At 67.4% G+C, this 21,587-nt stretch carries 23 protein-coding genes; 8 read left to right on the top strand and 15 right to left on the bottom strand.

The genetic code is table 11. The features are described from left to right. Nucleotides 1-72: 72 nt before the first annotated feature. From V7Q53_RS20195 to V7Q53_RS20210, 4 genes are read right to left on the bottom strand one after another with little or no spacing between them, the layout of a single operon-like run. Nucleotides 73-1,134, bottom strand: a complete 1,062-nt coding sequence (locus V7Q53_RS20195) for a TRAP transporter substrate-binding protein (RefSeq protein WP_333830626.1) — start codon at nucleotides 1,132-1,134, stop codon at nucleotides 73-75. Nucleotides 1,135-1,155: 21 nt separating this feature from the next. Continuing rightward, nucleotides 1,156-2,697: a TRAP transporter large permease gene (locus V7Q53_RS20200; RefSeq protein ID WP_333830628.1), complete on the bottom strand. Its 1,542-nt coding sequence runs from the start codon at nucleotides 2,695-2,697 to the stop codon at nucleotides 1,156-1,158. Next, the gene (locus tag V7Q53_RS20205; protein ID WP_333830629.1) at nucleotides 2,694-3,197 is read right to left on the bottom strand and encodes a TRAP transporter small permease subunit; all 504 of its coding nucleotides are present in this window, start codon (nucleotides 3,195-3,197) and stop codon (nucleotides 2,694-2,696) included. Before V7Q53_RS20205 ends, V7Q53_RS20200 begins: the two co-directional genes overlap by 4 nt. Before the next feature lie 59 nt (nucleotides 3,198-3,256). Continuing rightward, on the bottom strand, nucleotides 3,257-3,655 hold the full coding sequence (locus V7Q53_RS20210) for a YbaN family protein (RefSeq protein WP_333830652.1): 399 nt from the start codon (nucleotides 3,653-3,655) through the stop codon (nucleotides 3,257-3,259). A gap of 116 nt (nucleotides 3,656-3,771) precedes the next feature. Between V7Q53_RS20210 and V7Q53_RS20215 the strand changes: the two genes are divergently transcribed. After that, nucleotides 3,772-4,839: an NAD(P)H-dependent flavin oxidoreductase gene (locus V7Q53_RS20215; RefSeq protein WP_333830630.1), complete on the top strand. Its 1,068-nt coding sequence runs from the start codon at nucleotides 3,772-3,774 to the stop codon at nucleotides 4,837-4,839. A gap of 63 nt (nucleotides 4,840-4,902) precedes the next feature. On the opposite strand, the gene fmt is transcribed toward V7Q53_RS20215, so the two are convergent. From fmt to def (V7Q53_RS20235), 4 genes are all read right to left on the bottom strand, one after another. Further along, nucleotides 4,903-5,808 carry a methionyl-tRNA formyltransferase gene (fmt, locus tag V7Q53_RS20220; RefSeq protein WP_333830631.1) on the bottom strand — a complete coding sequence of 302 codons (906 nt, stop codon included), beginning with the start codon at nucleotides 5,806-5,808 and terminating at the stop codon, nucleotides 4,903-4,905. A gap of 297 nt (nucleotides 5,809-6,105) precedes the next feature. Continuing rightward, complete coding sequence (gene def, locus V7Q53_RS20225) at nucleotides 6,106-6,597, bottom strand: peptide deformylase (protein ID WP_333830632.1); 492 nt, start codon at nucleotides 6,595-6,597, stop codon at nucleotides 6,106-6,108. Further along, nucleotides 6,594-7,103: a peptide deformylase gene (gene def / locus V7Q53_RS20230; protein ID WP_333830633.1), complete on the bottom strand. Its 510-nt coding sequence runs from the start codon at nucleotides 7,101-7,103 to the stop codon at nucleotides 6,594-6,596. Before def (V7Q53_RS20230) ends, def (V7Q53_RS20225) begins: the two co-directional genes overlap by 4 nt. Further along, the gene (def, locus tag V7Q53_RS20235; RefSeq protein WP_333830635.1) at nucleotides 7,100-7,621 is read right to left on the bottom strand and encodes a peptide deformylase; all 522 of its coding nucleotides are present in this window, start codon (nucleotides 7,619-7,621) and stop codon (nucleotides 7,100-7,102) included. Before def (V7Q53_RS20235) ends, def (V7Q53_RS20230) begins: the two co-directional genes overlap by 4 nt. A 108-nt stretch (nucleotides 7,622-7,729) precedes the next feature. Here def (V7Q53_RS20235) and V7Q53_RS20240 point away from each other — a divergent pair, with 108 nt between their 5' ends. Continuing rightward, nucleotides 7,730-8,902 carry a MalY/PatB family protein gene (locus V7Q53_RS20240; protein ID WP_333830636.1) on the top strand — a complete coding sequence of 391 codons (1,173 nt, stop codon included), beginning with the start codon at nucleotides 7,730-7,732 and terminating at the stop codon, nucleotides 8,900-8,902. A gap of 314 nt (nucleotides 8,903-9,216) precedes the next feature. On the opposite strand, the gene V7Q53_RS20245 is transcribed toward V7Q53_RS20240, so the two are convergent. Then, the gene (locus tag V7Q53_RS20245) at nucleotides 9,217-9,570 is read right to left on the bottom strand and encodes a hypothetical protein (RefSeq protein WP_333830637.1); all 354 of its coding nucleotides are present in this window, start codon (nucleotides 9,568-9,570) and stop codon (nucleotides 9,217-9,219) included. A gap of 177 nt (nucleotides 9,571-9,747) precedes the next feature. Between V7Q53_RS20245 and V7Q53_RS20250 the strand changes: the two genes are divergently transcribed. The 5 genes from V7Q53_RS20250 to V7Q53_RS20270 all read left to right on the top strand — a co-directional run bounded on the left by V7Q53_RS20250 (nucleotide 9,748) and on the right by V7Q53_RS20270 (nucleotide 14,919). Then, on the top strand, nucleotides 9,748-10,719 hold the full coding sequence (locus V7Q53_RS20250; protein WP_333830638.1) for a glutathione S-transferase family protein: 972 nt from the start codon (nucleotides 9,748-9,750) through the stop codon (nucleotides 10,717-10,719). Nucleotides 10,720-10,805: 86 nt separating this feature from the next. After that, a complete protein-coding gene (locus V7Q53_RS20255; protein WP_333830639.1) occupies nucleotides 10,806-11,984 on the top strand; it encodes a lytic murein transglycosylase in 1,179 nt (392 codons plus the stop codon). A gap of 201 nt (nucleotides 11,985-12,185) precedes the next feature. Further along, nucleotides 12,186-13,388, top strand: coding sequence for a bifunctional phosphopantothenoylcysteine decarboxylase/phosphopantothenate--cysteine ligase CoaBC (gene coaBC, locus V7Q53_RS20260; RefSeq protein WP_333830640.1), 1,203 nt, complete (start codon nucleotides 12,186-12,188; stop codon nucleotides 13,386-13,388). After that, nucleotides 13,385-13,852, top strand: coding sequence for a dUTP diphosphatase (gene dut / locus V7Q53_RS20265; RefSeq protein WP_333830641.1), 468 nt, complete (start codon nucleotides 13,385-13,387; stop codon nucleotides 13,850-13,852). The genes coaBC and dut overlap by 4 nt, the downstream gene beginning before the upstream one ends. Further along, nucleotides 13,852-14,919, top strand: a complete 1,068-nt coding sequence (locus V7Q53_RS20270) for a HesA/MoeB/ThiF family protein (protein WP_333830642.1) — start codon at nucleotides 13,852-13,854, stop codon at nucleotides 14,917-14,919. Before dut ends, V7Q53_RS20270 begins: the two co-directional genes overlap by 1 nt. Nucleotides 14,920-14,947: 28 nt before the next feature. Here V7Q53_RS20270 and V7Q53_RS20275 read toward each other — a convergent pair whose 3' ends face one another. The 5 genes from V7Q53_RS20275 to V7Q53_RS20295 all read right to left on the bottom strand — a co-directional run bounded on the left by V7Q53_RS20275 (nucleotide 14,948) and on the right by V7Q53_RS20295 (nucleotide 20,793). After that, nucleotides 14,948-15,481: a DUF3035 domain-containing protein gene (locus tag V7Q53_RS20275; protein WP_333830644.1), complete on the bottom strand. Its 534-nt coding sequence runs from the start codon at nucleotides 15,479-15,481 to the stop codon at nucleotides 14,948-14,950. Between the two features lie 58 nt (nucleotides 15,482-15,539). Then, complete coding sequence (gene lspA, locus V7Q53_RS20280; RefSeq protein WP_333830645.1) at nucleotides 15,540-16,010, bottom strand: signal peptidase II; 471 nt, start codon at nucleotides 16,008-16,010, stop codon at nucleotides 15,540-15,542. Between the two features lies 1 nt (nucleotide 16,011). Then, nucleotides 16,012-17,595 carry a bifunctional phosphoribosylaminoimidazolecarboxamide formyltransferase/IMP cyclohydrolase gene (gene purH, locus V7Q53_RS20285; RefSeq protein ID WP_333830646.1) on the bottom strand — a complete coding sequence of 528 codons (1,584 nt, stop codon included), beginning with the start codon at nucleotides 17,593-17,595 and terminating at the stop codon, nucleotides 16,012-16,014. 75 nt (nucleotides 17,596-17,670) lie between these two features. Beyond that, on the bottom strand, nucleotides 17,671-19,425 hold the full coding sequence (locus V7Q53_RS20290; RefSeq protein WP_333830648.1) for a heparinase II/III family protein: 1,755 nt from the start codon (nucleotides 19,423-19,425) through the stop codon (nucleotides 17,671-17,673). A gap of 90 nt (nucleotides 19,426-19,515) precedes the next feature. Then, nucleotides 19,516-20,793: an RsmB/NOP family class I SAM-dependent RNA methyltransferase gene (locus tag V7Q53_RS20295; protein WP_333830649.1), complete on the bottom strand. Its 1,278-nt coding sequence runs from the start codon at nucleotides 20,791-20,793 to the stop codon at nucleotides 19,516-19,518. A gap of 102 nt (nucleotides 20,794-20,895) precedes the next feature. Here V7Q53_RS20295 and V7Q53_RS20300 point away from each other — a divergent pair, with 102 nt between their 5' ends. After that, entirely contained in the window at nucleotides 20,896-21,090 is a 195-nt protein-coding gene (locus V7Q53_RS20300; protein WP_333830650.1) for a DUF1674 domain-containing protein, read from the top strand. Nucleotides 21,091-21,113: 23 nt separating this feature from the next. On the opposite strand, the gene V7Q53_RS20305 is transcribed toward V7Q53_RS20300, so the two are convergent. Then, nucleotides 21,114-21,503, bottom strand: a complete 390-nt coding sequence (locus tag V7Q53_RS20305) for a dihydrodipicolinate reductase (RefSeq protein WP_333830651.1) — start codon at nucleotides 21,501-21,503, stop codon at nucleotides 21,114-21,116. Between the last annotated feature and the right edge of the window lie 84 nt (nucleotides 21,504-21,587).

Genomic DNA, 21,587 nt, shown 5'->3' on the forward strand with positions numbered 1-21,587 from the left:
GGTGAATTCGGCGCAGCCGAAGAGGGGGGCAAAAAGCCCCCCTCACCCGGCTTCAGCCCACACTACACCCGTTCAGTGCCGTGACGCCAGATACCGCTCGGTGAAGGCCGCGCTGTAGGGGATGGCCTTGTCGGTGAAGGCCTCGATGCTTTCCAGCACCCGCGCCGCATCGGCACTTTCCGCGCGCTGTTCCTCGCGCACCTCGTCCCACGCCCCGCGCATGGCGGTGACCACATCGTCGGGGAAGGCTAGGAACTCCACCCCGGCCTCTTCCAGCTGGGCCATGGCCTGCACGTTGTAATAATCGAACTGCCCCAGCGTCTCCATCGCGGCCTGCATGGCGGCACCCTCGATGATGGCCTGCAGATCGGCAGGCAGCTCTGCCCAGGCGTCGGTGTTCACCACCACTTCCAGCCCCGCCGAAGGCTCGGCATAGGCGGGGGTGTAGCACAGGCTGGTGATGCGCTGCAGACCAAAGGCCTGATCCAGCAGCGGCCCCACCCACTCGGCAGCGTCCAGCGCGCCCGATTGCAGCGCCTGAAATATCTCGGTCGCGGGCATCAGCACCGCATTCACCCCCAGCTTGCGCATCATCTCGCCACCGAGGCCCGCGATGCGCATGTTCAGCCCCTGCAGGTCATCAAGGCTTTCGATCCGGTTCTTGAACCACCCGCCCGACTGCACGCCCGAATTGCCCGAATAGATCGGCTTGAGGTTGCGCTCGGCATAAATCTCATCCCAGATTTCCTGCCCGCCACCCCATTTCAGCCAGGCAAAATGCTCGGTCGCGGTCATGCCGAAGGGCACGCCGGTGAACCAATGCGCGGCGGAGGTTTTCGAGGCCGCGTAATAGGGCGTCGAATGACCGATCGCCACATTGCCCTGCTGCACCGCATCTTCCACGGCAAAGGGCGGCACCAGCTCCCCCGCGCCATAGACGGTCAGCCGGATGCGCCCGTCTGACATGCGCTCCACCAGCTCGGCAAAGCGGGTGGAGTTGGTGCCCACCCCCGGCGCGGCCTTGGGAAAGCCCGAGGGCATGTTCCACTCGATGACGCCCTGCGCCACGGCGGGCGCCGCCAGCGCCACAGCGCTCAGCCCCGCGCCCGAGGCCAGAAATGTTCTGCGTTTCATGGGTATTCTCCTCCGTGTTGATCAGCCGAAAATGCGGTCGGGCAGCCATGTCGCCAGCGCCGGAAAGGCGATGATCAACGCCAGCGCCAGCAGTTGCAGCAAGACATAGGGGATGACGCCGCGATACACATCGACCGTCGAGATCGAGGCAGGCGCGACGGAGCGGAAATAAAACAGCGCGAAACCGAAGGGCGGGGTGAGGAAGCTGGTCTGCAGGTTCATCGCCAGCAGCACCGCGAACCAGACGGGCGAGATATCGGTGCCCAGCACCGCAGGCCCCAGCAGCGGCACCACGATATAGATGATTTCGACCGCTTCCAGAATGAAGCCCAGCACGAACACCACCCCCATCACCAGAAACAGCGCGCCCCAGTCGCCGCCCGGCAGCGCCTCCATCAGCGCGCTCACCGTCCGGTCGCCGCCAAAGCCGCGAAACACCAGCGCCAGCATCGAGGCGGCGATGACGATGCCGAACACCATGCCTGAGATTCGGATGGTTTCCACCAGCGCGCTTTGCAGCATCCGGCCCCGCCACAGCCGCGCGCCCGCCGCAAGCACCCCCAGCCCGATCAGCAGTGCGGCCGCCAGCGCCAGCATCCCTGCCGGGCTGTCCAGCGCCGCACGCCCGAAACCCATGATCCGCAGCATCACCAGCGCGAAGGCCGACAGCCCCGCCAGCGCAATCACCACCCGCTCGCTGTTCGCCCTTGCGGTGGCGAAGGCCGCCATCAGCAGCGCGCCCACCGCGCCCAGCCCCGCCGCCTCGGTCGCGGTGGCGATGCCGCCCAGAATGGAGCCCAGCACCGCCAGAATCAGCAGCATCGGCGGCAGAAAGGTGAACAGGATATCCCGCAATGGCACAGAAACGCCCCGCACCCGCACGGCCCCTTTCGCGGGCCTGAGCGTGAACAGAAGCCACAGCGCATAGAGCCCCACCAGCACCAGCCCCGGCACCATCGCGCCCGCGAACAGATCGGCAACCGACACCGGCTGGGGCGCGAAATTGCCCGCGCGCTGCTGCGCCTCCAGATAGGTATTGCCGATCTGATCGCCCAGCAGCACCAGCAGAATCGACGGCGGAATGATCTGCCCCAGCGTGCCCGAGGCGCAGATCAACCCGCTCGCCTGCCGCTTGTGCACCCCGGCGTCCAGCATAGGCTTCAGGCTGATCAGCACCAGCATCACCACCGTGGCCCCGATGATGCCGGTAGAAGCCGCGATCAGCGCCGAGAAGGCCAGCACCGACAGCGCCATGCCACGCGGGCTGCCGCCCAGCATCCGTGCCAGAATGCGCAGCATCGCCTCGGCCAGATTTGAGCGTTCAAGCAGCACCCCCATCAGCACGAACAAGGGCACCGCCATCAGCAGCGTGTTGGTCATCACCCCCCAGACACGGGCTGGAAAGAAGTTGAGGAAATGCAGGTCGAACAGGCCGAATTGCGCAGCGATCAGGGCGGTGAGCATCGGCACTCCGGCAATCGCCAGCATGGCGGGAATACCGCTGAGGATACCCGCGAACAGCGCCCCGAACATCACCGCAAGAACCATCTCCTGCGGGCTCAAAGCGTGCTCTCCGCGCGCGCAGGCGGGGCGATCACCGTCGCCAGCCCCTGCACGATCATCAGCCCCGCCGCAACCGGCAACACCGTCTTGACCAGATATTGCCCGCCGAGGCCTCCGGGGGTCGATGACCCCTCGGAAATCTGCCAGCTATAGGCCAGATCGCCCCAGCCCGCCCGGATGATCAGCGCGAAAAGCGGGATCAGGAACAGCAACAGCGCCACCGTATCCGCCCCGCGCAGATAGGCCGGTGGCAGCCGCTCGGACAGCACCTCAACCCGAACATGGCCGCCGCGCGCCAGACAGACCGGCACACTGGTGATCAGGAAAACCGCGAAGGCATACCCGGCCAGATCCTGCAGCTTGATCGACCCCATGCCGAAACCATAGCGCAGCACCACATTGAACAGCACCATGACCACCAGCACCACACCCGCAACACCGCAGACCACCAGCGTGGCACGGTCAAGCGCGCGACAGACCCTCAGGAATGTGGTGGTCAACTGGTTCTCCCTCCCCCGTTGCAGTGTCATGCAACAGAGCGGGGCATCGCGTGTCAAGCTCAAGAATGGTGGGTAACCGGGGCGCTGGGGCGGGCCGGCTCCGGGGGCGCGGTGGGCCGTGTCAGGATGAACAAGCTGACCGCCGACAGGACAGCGGCCTGCACCGCCAGAATCCCGCCGGGCAGGCGCAGCGCCACGCTCAGCGCAAAGGTCAGCCCGATGGCGATCACCGCCAGCCGCTTGGCCCGGTTCGAGATGGCACGATGCGCGCGCCAGTCCCTGATCGCGGGGCCAAAGCGCGGATGGTCAAGCAACCAGCCTTCCAGCCGGGGCGAGGAGCGGGCAAAGCAATAGGCCGCGAGCAGCATGAAGGGCGTGGTCGGCACCAGCGGCAACACGACGCCCGCGGCGCCCAGCCCCACCGATATCCCGCCCAGACTGCCCCAGAGAATGCGTATCATCACCCGCCCGCCTTTGTGCGCCCATGATACGCCTTCCGCGCGGCCCAGACCAGCGCTTGCCCCGGCGCCGCATCCATGCCAGCCTTGCGCCTGTTGACCGCGAAAGGCCCCTCATGCCCCGCCCGCTTGACCGCGCCCATGCCTTCTGCACCCGCTACGGCCTTGAAAACCCTGTGCTCATGGCGCCGATGGCCGGGTCTTCGCCACCCGCGCTGGCCGCAGCGGTGGCCAATGCCGGGGGGATGGGGGCCTGCGGCGCATTGCCGCTCTCCCCCGACGGCATCGCTGACTGGGCAGCGCGGTTCCGCCAGCAATCGGCGGGGGCGTTCCAGATCAACCTCTGGGTGCCCGATGCCGCACCCCTGCGCGATGCGGGCCTTGAGGCCGCGCAGGCGCGCTTCCTTGCCAGCTTCGGGCCTGAACCCGCGCCGCCCCAGGCCCCGCTTCTGGCCGATTTTGACGCCCAGTTCGCCGCCCTGCTGGAGGCGGCACCCGCCGTGGCCTCCACCATCATGGGCCTGTTCCGCCCCGATCAGGTCACCGCGCTGAAAGAGCGCGGCATCGCGTGGTTCGCCACCGCCACCACCCTTGCCGAGGCCCTCGCCGCCGAGGCCGCCGGGGCCGACGCCATCATCGCCCAGGGGGCCGAGGCCGGGGGGCATCGCGGCAGCTTCACCGCCGAGGATGCGCCGCGCGCCACGGTGGGCACACTGGCGCTGGTGCCCGCAGTAGCCGATGCCGTCGCGGTGCCGGTGATCGCCGCGGGCGGGATCGGAGACGGGCGCGGGGTGGCGGCGGCGCTGGTGCTGGGGGCATCGGCGGCGATGGTCGGAACCGCACTCCTGCGCGCGCCCGAGGCCGATATCAACCCCGCCTGGGCCCGCGCACTGGCATCCGCGCGGCCCGAAGACACCACGCTGACCCGCGCCTTTACCGGCCGCACCGCCCGCGCGCTGATCAATGCCTTCACCCGCGCCGCCGATCACCCTGCCGCACCAGCCCCCGCCCCCTATCCGGTGCAACGCCACCTGACCGATCCGATGCGCCGCAAAGCCCTCGACGCGCAGGATTTCGACCATCTCTATGCGCTGGCAGGGCAGGCCGCCGCCCTGTCGCGTGCCGAACCGGCGGGTGACATTACCATTCGCCTCTGGCGCGAGGCGCGCGCCCTTCTGGCCTGACCGCGCCATTCATCTTGCCGGAAATACGCCGGGGGGGCCCGCAGGGCGGGGGGCAGCGCCCCCCTACCCGGTCAGCCGCGTGCCCGCCGGCAGGTCGATGCCGCGCAACAGCTCGTCCGCATCCATCGGCCGCTTGCCCTCGCGCTGCGCCCGGCTGATCGCCACGGCCCCGTCGGCGCAGGCAATGGTGAGGCCGGAAATCACCGTCCCCGGCGCCCCGTTTCCCGCCACCGCCCGGGCATCGAGCAATTTCAGCCGCCCCGCCGGAGTGTCGCACCACGCGCCGGGAAAGGGTGACAGCGCGCGGATCTGGCGCGCAACCGTTTCGGCGGGCTGGTTCCAGTTCACCCGCGCCTCGGCCTTGTCGATCTTGGCGGCATAAGTGACGCCGGTTTCCGGCTGCGGCACCGGGGTCAGCCCGGGCGACCGCTCCAGCGCTTCGACAATCAGCGCAGCCCCCATCGCCGACAGGCGGTCATGAAGGCTGGCGCCGGTATCCTCCTCCGATATCGGCGTGGCCGCGCGCAGCAGAACCGGGCCGGTATCCAGCCCCGCCTCCATCTGCATGATACACACCCCGGTCTCGGCATCGCCCGCCATGATCGCCCGCTGGATCGGCGCGGCACCGCGCCAGCGGGGCAGAAGCGAGGCATGGATGTTCAGGCATCCCAACTTTGGCGCATCCAGAACCGGCTGCGGCAGGATCAGCCCATAGGCCACTACCACCGCCACATCGGCCTCCAGCGCGGCAAAAGCGGCCTGCTCGGCAGGGTCTTTCAGGCTGCGCGGGGTGCGGGTGGGCAGGCCCAGCGCCTCGGCCCGGGCCTGAACCGGCGAGGGGCGCGGCTGCTTGCCCCGCCCCGCCGGGCGCGGCGGCTGGCTGTAGGCGGCCAGAACCTGATGGCGGGTATGAAGCGCCTCAAGGACGGGAACCGAAAACTCAGGGGTTCCCATGAAGATCACACGCATGGATGATCCTTTGCTTGCTGCCTTCCCCTGTGGCAGGGGCGGTTAATGTTCCCCTTTCAGGGAGTTGCGGCCCGAGGTCAAGCAGTCCTTTCCCAACTGCGCGCCAGCACGACAGCGCGCAAAAAAAGGCAGGGGGCGCTGCCCCCGCCGCCCTTCGGGCGACTCCCCCGGGATATTTTCAGACAGAAAATGGCCGCGCGTACGGATCTCATTTTCTGTCTGAAAACATCCTGTGGGTGAATTGGCGTAGCCCAGAGAGGGCAAAGCCCCCTGACGCCGTGCGATTCAGCCCCGCCATCAGCCTTGCTTGCGGGCGCGGCGCAGAAGGATGTCGCGTTTGATCTTGCTCAGGCGGTCAAAATACATCCTGCCGTTCAGATGGTCGATCTGATGCTGCACCGATGTCGACCAGAGGCCCACGAAATCACGCTCTTCCATCGCGCCATCTGCATTGAGAAAGCGCACCGTCACCGCGCGCGGGCGCTCGATCGTGGCCCAGACACCGGGAAGGTTGGGGCTGGCCTCGTCATGGCTGCGCATCTGGCCCGAAGCATGCAGCACCTCGGGGTTGGCCATCCGCACCGCCTGTCCCCGTGCTTCAGAGGCATCGACGACTGCCAGCCGCAGCATCACCCCGATCTGCGGCGCCGCAAGGCCGACGCCGGGCATGGCCTCCATCGTGTCGATCATGTCGGCCCAATGCGCGCGGACCTCTTCGCTGATCGCCTCGACCGGGGCGGCGGGGGTGCGCAGCCTTGCATCCGGCCAGGGGATGCAACGGCGGATCATGCACCCTCTCCCATCGCCACCAGCAGCGGCGAGGCGGCAAGGCGCGCCTCCTCGTCCATCAGGTCGATGATCAGCCTGCCGTTGAGATGGTCCAGTTCGTGCTGGGCGCAGATGGCGGCCATACCCGTCAGTCGTTCGGTATGCACCTGCCCGTCGAGGTCGCGCCAGCGCAGCAGCACCCATGCCGGGCGGCTGACCAGTGCCGGAACATCCGGGATCGACAGGCAACCCTCCGGCCCGGTGTGCTGCTCCTCCGAAGCCTCCAGAATTTCCGGATCAAGGCAGATAAGCGGCGTGGGTGCGCCCTCTTTCCAGCCCGGGTCCATCACTAAAAGCCGCTTCAGCACGCCCACCTGCGGCGCGGCAAGCCCCCGGCCCGGTGCGGCATACATGGTTTCCAGCATGTCGGCGGCCAGTTGGCGCAGCGCCGCATCAGGCGCGCCCACCGGCAGGCAGGGGCGGCGCAGGCGCGCATCGGGGTAGCGCAGGATCGGCAGAACGCTCATCCGCGCGCCCGCTCGCGTTTGAATTTTTCCATCTTGCGGGTGATCATCTGGCGTTTGATCGGCCCCAGATGGTCGATGAACAGCTTTCCATCAAGATGGTCCAGCTCATGCTGGGCGCAGGTGGACCAGAGGTCATCAAAGCGTTCCTCATGGGTTTTGCCGTCCAGCCCCAGCCAGCGCATCGTCACCTGCGCCGGGCGGGTCACGGGCGCGTAATGTTCGGGGATCGACAGGCAGCCCTCTTCATAGGTGTTCTTCTCGTCCGAGCGCCAGATGATCTCGGGGTTGATCAGCACCATGGGACGGGGCACCGCACCCTCTTCCTTGACGCAATCCATCACGAACATCCGCGCCAGAACCCCCACCTGCGGCGCGGCAAGGCCGACGCCGGGCGCGTCATACATCGTCGCCAGCATGTCTTCGGCCAGTTGCGCAATCTCACCCGTGACAGCGGGCACGGGCGGGCAGGCCTTTTTCAGGCGCGGATCGGGGTGCAGAAGGATCGGTCGGATGCTCATGCGCGCGATTTAGGCCATGACCTGCCTCCATGCAACGGGGCGCGTGTGGTTTTGGGGTTGCGGAGCGGCGCGCCAGCGGCAAATCTGCCGCAAAAGCCGGAGGCAGTAATGAATTTCGACGAGATCATCGACCGTATGGGCACCCATTCCGTGAAATGGGACAAGATGGAAGCGATTTACGGCGTGCCCGCCGCGACCGGCCTGTCGATGTGGGTGGCCGATATGGATTTCCGCCCGCCCGCCTGCGTGCAGAACGCCTTGCAGGCGATGCTGGATCACGGGATCTATGGCTATTTCGGCGATGACAGCGATTATCTGGGCGCGATCCACTGGTGGATGGCCAATCGCCACGGCTGGGAAATCGCGCCCGAATGGGTGTTCTCGGCGCATGGGCTGGTCAATGCCACGGGCCTGTGCGTGCAGACATGGAGCGCGCCGGGCGACGGGGTGGTGCTGTTCACTCCGGTTTACCACGCCTTTGCGAGGGTAATCGAGGCGGCGGGGCGCGAGGTGGTGGAATGCCCGCTGGTCGCCGTCGATGGCCGCATGACCATGGATTTCGCCGCCTATGATGCGCTGATGACCGGGCGCGAGAAAATGCTGATCCTGTGTTCGCCGCATAACCCCGGCGGGCAGGTCTGGACGGCGGAGGAGCTGCGCGGCGTTGCCGATTTCGCGGCGCGGCACGGGCTGGTGCTGGTGTCGGACGAGATCCACCATGATCTGGTGATGCCCGGCCACAAGCACCTGCCGATGCCGCTGGCCGCGCCTGACTGCCTTGACCGGCTGGTGATGCTGACCGCTGCCACCAAGACCTTCAATATTGCGGGCGCCCATACCGGCAATGTCATCATCCCCGATCCGGCGCTGCGCAAGCAGTTCGCGCAGACCATGGCGGGGCTGGGGATATCGGCGAATTCCTTTGGCCTGCATATGGTCACTGCCGCCTACAGCCCCGAGGGCGCGGCCTGGGTGGATGATCTGTGCGCCTATCTTGATGGCAACCGGCAGCTCTTTGAGACCGGGGTGGCGGCCATTCCCGGCCTCTCGGTGGTGCCGCTGCAATCGACCTACCTGGAATGGGTGGATTTTGCCGGGACCGGGATGGCGATGGGCGAGGTGCTGAAGCGGGTTGAGAAGGAGGCGCAGATCGCGGCCAACCATGGCACCAGTTTCGGCACCGGCGGCGAAAGCTTCCTGCGCTTCAACATCGCCACGCCCCGTGCGCGGGTGGCTGAGGCGGTAGCGCGACTGCAGCGCGCCTTCGGGGATCTGCAATAGGGGCGGGTTGCGGGGCAGAAGGCCGGGGCGCTTTGGGTGAAGCAGCGGGGCCGTGGCAGGCCGGGAGTGTCAGGCGGCCGGACCTGCGCTTGCGGGGATGGCGGATGGGGGCTGTCTGCCCCCACGCCCCGGATTGCATCCGGGGCTTCCCCCGAGGATATTTTTGAACAGATGAACGGGGCGGCGTCTGTGCTTTCCGGGCGACGGGATGCACAGGCCGGGCGGGCGGCGTGGCAATCCGCCCCGGCGCGTTCGCGCGTAACGCAGCACCGGGCTTTGTCCGGCGGCGGCTTTGGGCGCAGCGCTGGCGGCGGTCAGGCCGGGCGGGGCAGGTAGCCGGAGGGGGGCGTGCTGTCATCCGCGTAATCGCGCACCGGGTCTTCCGCGATGACCGTGGCGCGCTTGAAATCATAGCTCATTTCATTGCCGTCATTTTCCGACGCGATGATCAGGCATTGGCGGATGTGTCGCGGGCCATCATAGATATCGACCAGACCGCGCAGGCGCGGCACGCGCCGGGCGTCCACGGCAAAGCCCGTCTCCCACAGGCGCAGCACGGGAAAGACCGCATCATTGACATGGACGCAAAGCCGCGATCCCCTGCGCAGGCTGCGGCGCTGCGCTGCCGCGATCCCTTGGCGGATGTCTTCCGGCAGATGTTCCAGCATGGCGGCCCCGATTCTTTTCACGCTTATGATGGAGCCAATCATGGCGAAAACAAGTTACCCTTTTGTAACCGCGCCCATTTTTTCGCCTGTTCCCCAGCGCACAACCCCTGCGCGGGGGTGCGGGTTGCACAAGGCGGCCCCGGCGCCACATCAAGGGACAGAGAAAAGGAGAGCATTATGGGCAGACTGATCGACGGCGAATGGAACAGCGCTTGGTATGACACCGACTCCACGGGCGGCGCCTTCAAGCGTGATACGTCGCGGTTCCGCAACTGGGTGAGGGCGGACGGCGCGCCCGGCCCTTCGGGCGAGGGCGGCTTCAAGGCGGAAAGCGGGCGCTATCATCTTTACGTCTCCTACGCCTGCCCCTGGGCCCATCGCACACTGATTTTCCGCGCGCTGAAGGGGCTGGAAGACCATATCGGCGTCTCGGTCGTGCATCCGGACATGCTGGACGAGGGCTGGGAATTCGGCACCGATTTCGAGGGAGCGACGGGCGACACGCTGTTCGGCGCCGCCTATCTGCGCGACATCTACACGCGGGCCGATCCGAAAATCTCGGGCCGGGTGACGGTGCCGGTGCTGTGGGACAAGGAGCGCGGCACCATCGTCTCGAATGAGAGCGCCGAGATCATCCGGATGCTCAACAGCGCGTTCGACGCCATCACCGGTAACAGCGACGATTACTGGCCCGCGCCGCTGCGCGACCAGATCGAGGCGGTCAACGAGCGGGTCTATGACAACGTCAACAACGGCGTCTACAAGGCCGGCTTTGCCACCACGCAGGCCGCCTATGACGCGGCAGTTCACCCGCTGTTTGAAACGCTGGACTGGCTGGAGGCGCATCTGGCGACCAACCGCTTCCTGCTGGGCGATCGCCTGACCGAGGCCGACTGGCGGCTGTTCACCACGCTGGTGCGCTTTGACAGCGTTTACCACCTGCATTTCAAATGCAACCGGCGCAGGCTGGTGGATTACCCCCATCTCTGGGCCTATACCCGCGCGCTCTATCAGGTGCCGGGCGTGGCCGGAACGGTGCAGATGGACCATATCGTGCGCCATTACCACTACAGCCATGACACCATCAATCCGAACCGGATCATCCCGATCAACCCGGTGCTGGATTTCAACGCCCCCCACGGGCGCTGAGGCCGACACCGGCTTTGGGGGGCGCAATCCCCTTGGCCGGGGCCGGAGCGCTTGATAGGGTTGTGCAAACTTGTGAGGAGTTCCCGATGCGCCGCGCCCTGATTGCCGCAACCCTGCTAAGCCTTGGCCTTGTTGCCCCCGCCGCCGCGCAGCAATGCGGCGGCAGCTTCCCGGCCTTCGTCGAGGGCCTGAAGGCAGAGGCCGTCGCGCAGGGCATCCCGCGCGATACGGTGGACGGCTTCTTTCGCGCGGTGCGCCAGGATCAGGCGGTGTTGCAGCGTGACAGGGGGCAGGGCTTCTTTACCCGGCCCTTCATCGAGTTCTCGCGCCAGCTGATCAGCCAGAACCGGCTGGACCGTGGCCAGCAGATGGCGCGCCAGCACAGCGCGCTTTTTGAACGCGCGCGGCGGGATTATGGCGTGTCCCCGGCGATCATGCTGTCGTTTCTCGCGTTTGAAACCGATTACGGCAGCTTTCAGGGCGATTTCAACACGGCCAATGCGCTCGTAACCCTTGCGCATGACTGCCGCAGGCCGGAGCTGTTCCGCCCGCAGGTACTGGCGATGGTCGAGCTTTACCGCCGGGGGATGATCGACCCGGCCACCACGGTGGGCGCATGGGCGGGCGAAATCGGCATGGTGCAGATGCTGCCGGGCGATATTCTGCGGCTGGGCGTCGATGGCGATGGCGACGGGCGCGTCGATCTGCGCGGCTCGCTGGCCGATTCGGTGCTGTCGGGCGCGGCCCTGCTGCGCCACCACGGCTGGCGCCCGAACGAGCCCTGGCTGCATGAGGTCCGCATCCCGCAGGGGCTGGACCTGACACGCACCGGAATCCGCACCGAGATGACGGTGGCGGACTGGCAGCGCATGGGGGTCGCGCCGCGCCATGGCAGTCTGCCCTCGGGGAACATGCCCGCCTCGGTCATCCTGCCGCAGGGGCACCGGGGGCCCGCCTTCATGGTCTTCCCCAATTTCCGGGTGCTGTTCGACTGGAATCAGAGTTTCACCTATGTGGTGACCGCCGCCTATTTCGCCACCCGGCTGGAGGGGGCGCCGATCTACGATGCGGGAAACCCCGAACAGGGGCTTGAGCGCGAACAGATGCGCGATCTGCAGCAGCGCCTGCAGGCGCGCGGCCTGAACACCGGCGGCGTGACCGGGATTCTGGGCGCAAATACCCGGGCCGCAGTGCAGGATATTCAGGCGCAGCTTGGCCTGCCCGCCGACGGCTGGCCCACGCCCGAGCTGCTGCGCAGGCTGTAAGCCCCGGTCCGCGCACCCGTCCGGATCTCCGGCGCCAGATGAATTCAACGCGCCCCCCCTTCATCTGTTCAAAAATATCCTGGGGGTGAATGGGCCGACAGGCCCAGAGGGGGCAAAGCCCCCTTCTGCCGCGCCTCACCGGGTGTTGAACTTGCCCCGTCGCGCCCCTAACCTGCGCACCACATCACAGGGAGCCCGCCGATGCTTGCCGACAAACGTATCCTGCTGATCATCGGCGGTGGCATCGCAGCCTACAAGGCATTGGAGCTGATCCGCCTTCTGCGCGGCGCGGGGGCCGCTGTCTCGCCGGTTCTGACCCGCGCCGGTGCGCAGTTCGTCACACCCCTCTCGGTGGCGGCGCTGGCGGGCAGCCCGCTGCATCAGGATCTCTTCGATCTGACCGCCGAGGCCGAGATGGGCCATATCCAGCTTTCCCGCGCCGCCGATCTGGTGGTGGTCACCCCCTGCACCGCCGATCTGATGGCGAAGATGGCAGGCGGGCATGCCGATGATCTGGCGACCACGCTGCTGATGGCCACTGACAAGCGCGTTCTGATCGCGCCTGCGATGAATGTGCGGATGTGGGAGCACCCGGCCACGCAGCGCAACCTTGCCCGGCTGCGCGCCGATGGTGTGCTGGTGACCGGCCCCACGCATGGCGACATGGCCTGCGGCGAGCATGGGCCGGGCCGCATGGCCGAACCGGCTGACATTTTCGCCGCGATTGGCGCGGCCCTGCACGATGGCCCGCTGAAGGGCCGCCGTATACTCGTCACCTCCGGCCCTACGCATGAGCCTATCGACCCGGTGCGCTATATCGCCAACCGCTCGTCGGGCGCGCAGGGCACGGCGCTGGCGGCAGCGCTGCGCGATCTGGGCGCGAAGGTGACCTTTGTCACCGGCCCCGCCACCGTGCCACCGCCGCCGGGCGTGCAGGTCCTGCACGTTGAAACCGCCCGCCAGATGCTGGAGGCGGTCGAGGGCGCCCTGCCCGCCGATGCCGCCGTCTTTGCTGCCGCCGTGGCCGACTGGCGGGTGGCGCAGGAGGCCACTCAGAAGATGAAGAAAGACGCCTCAGGCCTGCCGGTTCTCGCATTCGCCGAAAACCCTGATATCCTTGCCACGGTTTCGCGCCACCGGCTGCGCCCGGGGCTGGTGGTGGGCTTTGCCGCCGAGACCGAGAATGTCATCGCCCACGCGCAGGCCAAACGCCTCCGCAAGGGCTGCGACTGGATGGTGGCCAATGATGTCTCCCCCGCCACGGGCATCATGGGCGGGACCGAGAACGCGGTGCATCTGATCACCGAAACCGGCACCGAGAACTGGCCACGCCTGCCCAAAACCGAAGTCGCCGCGCGCCTTGCCGCGCGCATCGCTGCCCATCTGACAGGACAACCCGAATGAGCGTCACACTGAAACTTCTGCGCGAAGGCTGGGCCGACCCATCCATCGCGCTGCCTGCCTATGAAACCCCGGGTTCTGCCGGGGCCGATATCCGCGCCAATCTGCCCCCTGAGCAGCGCGCGGAGGGGCTGGTGCTGCATCCGATGCAGCGCGCCATCGTGCCCACCGGGCTGCGCGTGGAAATTCCGCTGGGCTATGAGATGCAGATCCGCCCGCGCTCGGGCCTTGCGGTGAAGCACGGCATCACCCTTCCCAACACGCCCGGCACGATCGACAGCGATTACCGCGGGCCGCTGGGTGTGGCGCTGATCAATCTGGGGGACGCGCCCTATACCATCGCCCACGGCGACCGCATCGCGCAGATGATCATCGCGCCCGTGGTGCAGGTGGCGTTTGCCGAAGTGTCCGAACTGGGCGAGACGGCGCGCGGGGCGGGTGGCTTCGGCTCCACCGGCCGGGCCTGATGTTCAGCGTTTTTGCCCTTGGCGTGGCGATCTGGGCACTGGCAACGCTGCTGCGCCTGCCCTTGCGGATGACGCTGGGGTTTCTGGCCGGGCTCTGGGCTGTGGTGGTGCTGATAAACCTGACCCTGCCGCCGGGCGCTGCCCTGCGCGAGGCGACGGGCGGTGACGCGCGCCCATGGCTGGTGCTGGCAGGCGTGCTGGCGCTGGTGCTGGGCTACCGGGCCGGGCTGGCAAGGCTCAGGCGCCGCGCCACGCCCGTGGCTGCGGCGGCAGGTGCGCCGGGCAAGGCCCCGCCCTTTTCCGAGGCAGAGCTCAATCGCTACGCCCGCCACATCATCCTGCGTGAGGTCGGCGGCCCCGGCCAACGCAGGCTTAAAGAGGCCAGGGTGCTGGTGATCGGCGCGGGCGGGCTGGGCGCGCCGGTGCTGATGTATCTGGCCGCCGCCGGGGTGGGCACGCTCGGCGTGGTCGATGACGACATCGTGGAAAGCCCCAACCTTCAGCGCCAGATCATCCATACCGATGCCCGCATCGGCATGCCCAAGGTCTTTTCCGCGCAGGAGCAGGTGAATGCCCTCAACCCTTTCATTACCTTCCGCCCCTATCATCGCCGCCTGACCGAAGCAGATGCCGAAACGCTGTTCGCTGAATATGACCTGATCCTTGATGGCACCGATAATTTCGACACCCGCTACATGGTCAACCGTGTGGCGGCCAAGCTGGGGAAACCGCTGATCGCAGCGGCGATCACGCAATGGGAAGGGCAGATCGGGCTCTATGACCCGGCGCGCGGCGGTGCCTGTTTTGAATGCCTGTTCCCCACGCGCCCTGCAGCGGGCCTTGCGCCCAGCTGTGCCGAGGCCGGGGTTATCGGCCCCCTGCCCGGTGTTCTGGGCGCCATGATGGCGTTGGAGGCGATCAAGGCCCTTACCGGCGCAGGCGAGGGGCTGCGCGGGCAGCTGCTGATCTATGACGCCCTTTATGCAGAAAGCCGCAAGATCGCCACGCACCCGCGCCCGGGCTGCGCCGCCTGCGCGGGCGTCAGCCAGGCCAAGTCTGCCGTGTGAAAGGATTTGCGCGCAGCGTAGCCGGTGTTCAGCGGGTACCGGCGGGCGGTGCGGCGGGCGTGCGCGCCCCGGCCTGACGCCAGCGCTCCAGCTCGGCCTGACGATCCAGCTCCTGATCCCGGTAGGAACGGTGATACACATTCGCACCAAACAGACGTTCCAGCACGCGGCCGTTGTTGCGCTGGCGGTGTTCAAGGTCTTCAGCGGCAAGCTGCTGGCGGATATCGCCCGAGGTGCCGTGCCGCGCGACATGGGCATAAAGCGCCGAATCAGCCGCCGGAATGCCCCCGGTCTCGGCCGCGCCGGCCCTGCCGCCCATCGCGGCGATGGCTTCGGCGCGGGGGTTCGGGTCAACCAGATTGCCGCCTCCCGGCGTGGGGGTGGGCAGCGCACTGAAGCTGGGCGGCGCCTGCAACGGCTGGGTTGGCAGGATTGAAAACTCATCCGGCCCACGGTTGGACGCCGCGATATTCATCAGAATCGGCTGATCGGGGCGCGAGGAACAGGCGCCCAGCGTCGCAAGCGCCAGACCGGCTGCCACGAAACTGCGATAGATAGTCATGCCATATCCCCCAGGGTATTGCCGGATGGGCCTTCTTTAACGGATATCGCGAACAAGGTCACGGGTCCTTTTTACCACCGGCGAAGAGGATCAGCCCGAAGGCACCGGCGAAGATGGCGATATCGGCGACGTTGAAGGCATAGGGGTTGCGGATACCGCAGCAGGTAACGTTGATAAAGTCTGCGACCGCGCCCCAGACCAGCCGGTCGATCACGTTTCCGAGCGCCCCGCCGACGAGAAACCCGGCCGAAACCTGAAGCATCGGCCCACCCCCCTCGCGCCGGACCCAAAGCCAGACCCAGCCAGAAATGAACAATGCCAGCGCGATCAGCACCCAGCGCGTGGTATCCGAATCAGAGGCGAAGAGGCCGAAATTCACCCCCCGGTTCCATGCCATGGTCAGATTGAACCAGGGTGGCAACACCTCGATATAGAGCACCTCGCGCAGGTTCAGCCCGATGACGACGAACCATTTGAGCACTTGGTCGCTGATCAGAATGGCCAGGAGGGTGAGCGTGGCTATCCGCATATCAGTGCCGGAAATGCCGCTGGCCGGTAAAGACCATCGCCAGCCCCGCCTCATCCGCCGCCGCAATCACCTCGGCGTCGCGCATCGAGCCGCCGGGCTGGATGACGGCGCGCGCGCCCGCTTCGGCTGCGGTCAGCAGGCCATCGGCGAAGGGGAAGAACGCGTCCGAGGCGACGACCGAGCCCTGCGTCAGGGGCGCGGGCAGGCCCAGCACCTCGGCCATATCCTGCGCTTTACGCGCGGCGATGCGGGTGGAATCAACCCGGCTCATCTGGCCCGCACCGATACCCACAGTCGCACCGTCCTTCACATAGACAATCGCGTTCGATTTCACATGTTTGGCGATGGTCCAGGCAAGCAGCAGGTCGGCGAGTTCGCTGTCTGTCGGCGCGCGTTTCGTCACCACCTTCAGATCAGCGGCGGTGATCAGCCCGTTGTCGCGGTCCTGCACCAGAAACCCGCCTGAAACCTGTTTGAAGGCCAGCCCCGGCGCGGCCGGGTTGGCAAGGCCGGGGGTGGTCAGCAGGCGCAGGTTCTTCTTTTTCGCAAACACCGCCAGTGCATCGTCATCGGCGCCCGGCGCGATAACGACCTCGGTGAAGATCTCGGTGATCGCCTGCGCGGTGGGGCCGTCGATGGGCCGGTTGAAGGCGATGATGCCGCCGAAAGCCGAGGTGCGATCGCAATCGAACGCGCGCTGATAAGCCTGCGCCAGCGTCTCGCCGGTCGCCACGCCGCAGGGATTGGCGTGTTTGATGATCGCGCAGGCCGGGCCGTCGGTGAATTCGCTCACCAGCTCAAACGCCGCGTCGGTGTCGTTGATGTTGTTATAGCTCAGCTCTTTGCCCTGATGCTGCACCGCGCTGGCCACGCCGGGGCGGTCTGAGCCATCGGTATAAAAGGCCGCCGACTGATGCGGGTTCTCGCCGTAGCGCAGCGCCTGCGCCAGTTGCCCGGCAAAGGCGCGGCGGCGCGGCGTGGCCTCGCCAATCGCGCCCGCCATCCAGGTAGAGACCGCGGCGTCATAGGCGGCGGTGCGGGCATAGGCGGTCTGTGCCAGCTTCTGGCGGAAGGCCAGCCGGGTCTGATTTCCCTGCGCATCCATCTCGGCCAGCAGCGCGTCATAATCCTGCGGGTCGGTCACCACCGCGACATGGGCGTGGTTCTTGGCCGCCGCGCGGATCATCGCCGGGCCACCGATGTCGATATTCTCAATGGTTTCATCATAGCCCGCACCGCGCGCCACCGTGGCCTCGAACGGGTAGAGGTTCACCACCAGAAGGTCGATCGGCACGATCCCGTGTTCTGCCATCGAGGCGACATGCCCAGCATCATCGCGCAGCGCCAACAGCCCGCCATGGACCATCGGATGCAGGGTTTTCACCCGCCCATCCATCATCTCGGGAAAGCCGGTGAGTTCAGACACATCGCGCACCGCCAGCCCCGCCTTACGCAGAACCGCCGCCGTGCCGCCGGTTGAAACCAGCTCCACACCGCGCGCGGCAAGGGCGCCTGCCAGCTCCAGCAGGCCGGATTTGTCGGAGACGGAGAGCAGCGCGCGGCTGAGGGGGGCAAGGTCGGTCATGTCTGTCAGTTCCGTATCTGTGGGCGATGCGCTTGGGCCGGTGGGTGCGTTAATCCGCTTGTTCTGTCGGCTTCGTCAGTCTGTGGCAAAGAAATCGCCGGAAAAGGCGGGGTCATCGGCGCGGCCGATATCGCGGATGGCCAGCGGGGTATCCTGTGCCTTGGCCAGTGTCCAGTTGATCTGGCTGGTATGGTCCAGAATCGCTGCGCGGATGATGATCTGACGGCAGGGGCGCGGAGCCAGACGCCCGCTTTCCAGATAGACCGAGGGCTCAAGTGACAGCTTGCCCGGCCCGTCAAAGCGAAACACCCAGATCTCGCCCGAGGGCAGCGCCACCGACACCGCCGCGCCGTTCATATCCAGCGAGGCATCCGCATCAGGATGCAGATGAAAGCGCAGGGCATAGGGGATGCCCTGCAGCCGGTTCGCCGTCAGCACCTGATCAAAACGCTTGCGATGCGTGCCCTCCAGCGCCGCCAGCGTATCCTCGCCCAGAAGCGCGCGCCCGTCGGCGGACAGGTCAAGATTGCGGATATGGGTCAGCCCGTGGGTAGCGACATACCCGTCATGGCTGAGCAGCGCCGCCGTCGCATAGCGCTCACGGCTGATATGGCAGGTCACGCTTTTCGGCCCGTCCAGCAGCGGCGGCGCGCCCTCTTCGGGGCGGGCGACACGGGCGAACCGGGCCGAAGAGAAGCCGTCGATGCTGAGCGTCGAATGCGACAGCGTGGCCCGCCCGGCCTTTTCCCATTCCGGCCCGAATGACAGGCCGGAGCCGCAGTTGACCACCAGCGGGCGCCGGTTCGAGGTCAGTTCAAACGCCAGAGCCGAGGCATGCGCGCGCATGGACGCCGCCCCACCCGGCGGCCTTGCGGCATCGACAATGACGGTGGTGCGCCCGCCCTCCAGCCGCGCATAGCCCATCGCCTGCGCCTGCCTTGCCGGCGCGCCATGCCCGGTGGCTGCCAGCGCATGGTCCAGCCGCCCCTCCATCCCGCGCCCGCCGCCGTGAAACCGCGCCAGCCCGCCATCTGTATGGCGCAGGCAGCGCAGCACCTTTGCCACCCGGGCAACGGAAGCGGAAAGGGCGGGCGGGGCCCGCTTCCCGGCCTCGGACAGGGCCTGCACGGCCCAGGTCAGCAGGGTGAAGATTTCCAGCAATTCTTCGGGGTTGCGCCCGGGGATACCCCCCTCGGCGTCGATATCGCAGGCGCAGGCCGTGGCAAGCGCCCCGGTCGCGGCAGGCACATGATGCTCCATGCCGATCAGCGACAGACCGGCATAGAGCAACCCGGTCACCGCCTCAAACCGCGCCAGTCCGGGCGGCGCGGCCTTCCAGCGCCGCGCCAGAAAGTCAGTCTGCGCGCCAAGGCTGGCGAAAAACGGGGCATTTGCCGCGCCATCGCGCCCGGAGGACAGGAAGAGCGCGTGGTTGATCCAGCGGATCACCCGCCGGCCGGTCAGATCAGGCTCCCACCCCGGGCCGGTGCCGCGCCCGTAGCGCGTGATCCAGTCCGAAACCCAGCCCTGCGCGGCGATCCGTGCATCACGGTCACCGGCGGCGGCCATATGATCCAGCCAGCCGAAACCGTGCAGTTCAGCGGCAAAGGCGGGGGATGGTGGTTCGATTTCCCAAGGCCGGTGGGTTTCCACCATATGCCCGCCCAGCAGGAAATTCCCCGCCGTCAGTTGCCGCCCGCGCGCGTAAAAGCCGATGGTGCGGGGTTCGGGCTGCGAGGTGAAGCCGCCCGCAGGCGCCGCGCGGGTGCTTCGTCGCGCGGCAAGGCGATTGCCCCACCGGGTGCGCCGTGCTGACCAGCCGTGCTCCATGCTCCGCCTCTGCTTGCCCTGCTCAGAACCTCTTGAGGCCTGATTATGCTGCAATAGCTTCTGCCCGCGCGATTGTCACCATGCGACGGGTCAGCTGCGTGTCAACAAGGCGATATAAAACCCGTCCACACCACCCTGCGCGGTCAGATGATCAGGGCGTGTGCGCCAGCCGCCCTCAGGCGTGGCATCGCCGAACGGGGGCGCGGGCAGCGGCATCAGGCGCAGATCACTGTGGCGGGCAAGGGCCGCGCTCACCTGCGCCTCGCCCTCTTCGGGCAAGAGCGAGCAGGTGCAATAGACCAGCCGCCCGCCGGGGCGCAGCATGGCCAGCGCCCGGTCCAGAAGCGCCGCCTGAAACGCGGTAAGCGCGGCAAGATCGCCGGGTTTGCGGATCAGCGGCAGGTCAGGGTGGCGGCGGATGGTGCCGGTGGCCGAACAGGGCGCATCCAGCAGAATCGCATCGAAGGGTGCGGGCGGCTGCCATTCCAGCGCATCCGCACAAAGGATAGCGGCCTGAAGGCCGGTGCGCGACATATTGGCGCGCAGCCGCTTCAGGCGCGGTTCCGACATGTCCAGCGCCGTGACACTGGCGCCCGTTGCCGCCAGTTGCATCGTCTTGCCACCGGGTGCGGCGCAGAGGTCCAGCACCGTTTCCCCGGGCCGGGCGGCCAGCAGAAGCGCGGGCAGGGCAGCGGCGGCATCCTGCACCCACCACTGGCCCTCAGCGTAACCCGGCAGTGCCGAGACCTGCGCCCCGCCAGCCAGTCTGAGCGACCCGCCGGGCAGCGTGCTTACCGATGCTGCCGCCTCCAAAGCCCCGGTCAACGCGGCACGGGCGTCGTCCGGCAGAGGCCGCAGGGTAAGATCAAGCGGCGCGCCCGCCAGATGCGCCGCCTCCATCGCAGCCACGGCCTCCTGCCCATAGGCGGCGACCAGCCGGCGGCGCAGCCAGCCGGGCAGGCGCGGAACGGGCAGCGCGGCCCAGCCTTCGGTCTGCGCGGCACGGCGCAGCACGGCATTCACCAGCCCGGCAAAGGCCGCGCCGCCCCGCACCAGCCGCGCCTGCGCCACGGCGCTGTTCACCACGCCATGCGCCGCCTCGCCCAGTTCCAGCATCTCCACCACGCCCAGCCGCAGAAGCGCCTGAATCTCAGGCGGCGGCGGCTTGCGCAGCAGGGGCGCAAGCACGGCATCGGCGCGTTGCAGATGCCGCAGGGTGGTGGTGGCAAGGCGCAGGGCACGGGCGCGGGTGGCCGGGTCGGCGCTGTCGGGCGCGCTGTCGGACAGCATGTGCCCGTCCTGCGTGACCGCCAGCAGCAGGCGCAGGGCCAGCGCGCGGGCATCGGGTTGGGGGCGGTTCGCGGGCATCGGGCTTCCGGTCTGGTTCTTGCCCCGGGGCGGGGGGCGGACTATCTTCGGGGTTAGACGATTGCCCCGTCCGATACAAGAAAGCACCCGAGGAAACGCCCCATGCCCGCCGAAAGCCCCACACCGACGCGCGACGACCTGCCCGCCGCCGCCCGCCGCGCCCTCGCCGAGGCCGAGGCCCGGCGCAACGCCGCCGCCGAGGTCACCTTGCCCAAGGAACTGGGCGGGCGCAGGGACGGGCCTGAACCCGTGCGCTATGGCGACTGGGAAAAGAAGGGGATCGCGGTCGATTTCTGAAGGGTCGCCTTCAGCTGGCGGGGTCAGCGCAGCCGGAAATCGGCATGGTCCCCCTGCCCCTGATCCGAGACAAAGCGCAGCGTGCCGCCGTCGTGCAGCACCGCCTGACAGTTGAACCCCAGATCGCTGCCGCCCCAATCCAGATCACGGCAGAAAAAACCCGACTCCCACTGCCAGGCGCCGGTGACGGGGTAGCCGAACCCGCGCCCGCTGATCTGCCCTGAGGCATCGCCCCGGGCTGAAACCTCAAGCCGGATACCGAACCGGGTCAGTGTGCGGCCCTCGATCAGGCGCGCGAAGGCCTGCGCATCGGTGATACGCTCAAACGCCAGCGCGGGCGTGCCCGGCAGTGCAAGCGCGAGCGCAAGAACCAGCGCCTGCCTGCGGAAGGGTATGAGAACGCGGTCGGGCATGCCACTTTCCTCCGGTCTGGTGCTGTCTTTCGTCTCTTACGCGCCTGCCCCCGGATCGGATCACCCCACCTTATCGCCGCACCT

The organism is Pararhodobacter sp., assembly GCF_036802785.1.
Taxonomy (GTDB): Bacteria; Pseudomonadota; Alphaproteobacteria; order Rhodobacterales; family Rhodobacteraceae; genus Pararhodobacter.

Bases quoted from the DNA above. Each gene is read 5' to 3' on its own strand.
- V7Q53_RS20195 (WP_333830626.1), bottom strand. From the start codon at position 1,134: ATGAAACGCAGAACATTTCTGGCCTCGGGCGCGGGGCTGAGCGCTGTG.
- V7Q53_RS20215 (WP_333830630.1), top strand. From the start codon at position 3,772: ATGCCCCGCCCGCTTGACCGCGCCCATGCCTTCTGCACCCGCTACGGC.
- fmt (WP_333830631.1), bottom strand. From the start codon at position 5,808: ATGCGTGTGATCTTCATGGGAACCCCTGAGTTTTCGGTTCCCGTCCTT.
- def (WP_333830632.1), bottom strand. From the start codon at position 6,597: ATGATCCGCCGTTGCATCCCCTGGCCGGATGCAAGGCTGCGCACCCCC.
- def (WP_333830633.1), bottom strand. From the start codon at position 7,103: ATGAGCGTTCTGCCGATCCTGCGCTACCCCGATGCGCGCCTGCGCCGC.
- def (WP_333830635.1), bottom strand. From the start codon at position 7,621: ATGAGCATCCGACCGATCCTTCTGCACCCCGATCCGCGCCTGAAAAAG.
- V7Q53_RS20240 (WP_333830636.1), top strand. From the start codon at position 7,730: ATGAATTTCGACGAGATCATCGACCGTATGGGCACCCATTCCGTGAAA.
- V7Q53_RS20245 (WP_333830637.1), bottom strand. From the start codon at position 9,570: ATGCTGGAACATCTGCCGGAAGACATCCGCCAAGGGATCGCGGCAGCG.
- V7Q53_RS20250 (WP_333830638.1), top strand. From the start codon at position 9,748: ATGGGCAGACTGATCGACGGCGAATGGAACAGCGCTTGGTATGACACC.
- V7Q53_RS20255 (WP_333830639.1), top strand. From the start codon at position 10,806: ATGCGCCGCGCCCTGATTGCCGCAACCCTGCTAAGCCTTGGCCTTGTT.
- coaBC (WP_333830640.1), top strand. From the start codon at position 12,186: ATGCTTGCCGACAAACGTATCCTGCTGATCATCGGCGGTGGCATCGCA.
- dut (WP_333830641.1), top strand. From the start codon at position 13,385: ATGAGCGTCACACTGAAACTTCTGCGCGAAGGCTGGGCCGACCCATCC.
- V7Q53_RS20270 (WP_333830642.1), top strand. From the start codon at position 13,852: ATGTTCAGCGTTTTTGCCCTTGGCGTGGCGATCTGGGCACTGGCAACG.
- V7Q53_RS20275 (WP_333830644.1), bottom strand. From the start codon at position 15,481: ATGACTATCTATCGCAGTTTCGTGGCAGCCGGTCTGGCGCTTGCGACG.
- lspA (WP_333830645.1), bottom strand. From the start codon at position 16,010: ATGCGGATAGCCACGCTCACCCTCCTGGCCATTCTGATCAGCGACCAA.
- purH (WP_333830646.1), bottom strand. From the start codon at position 17,595: ATGACCGACCTTGCCCCCCTCAGCCGCGCGCTGCTCTCCGTCTCCGAC.
- V7Q53_RS20290 (WP_333830648.1), bottom strand. From the start codon at position 19,425: ATGGAGCACGGCTGGTCAGCACGGCGCACCCGGTGGGGCAATCGCCTT.
- V7Q53_RS20295 (WP_333830649.1), bottom strand. From the start codon at position 20,793: ATGCCCGCGAACCGCCCCCAACCCGATGCCCGCGCGCTGGCCCTGCGC.
- V7Q53_RS20300 (WP_333830650.1), top strand. From the start codon at position 20,896: ATGCCCGCCGAAAGCCCCACACCGACGCGCGACGACCTGCCCGCCGCC.
- V7Q53_RS20305 (WP_333830651.1), bottom strand. From the start codon at position 21,503: ATGCCCGACCGCGTTCTCATACCCTTCCGCAGGCAGGCGCTGGTTCTT.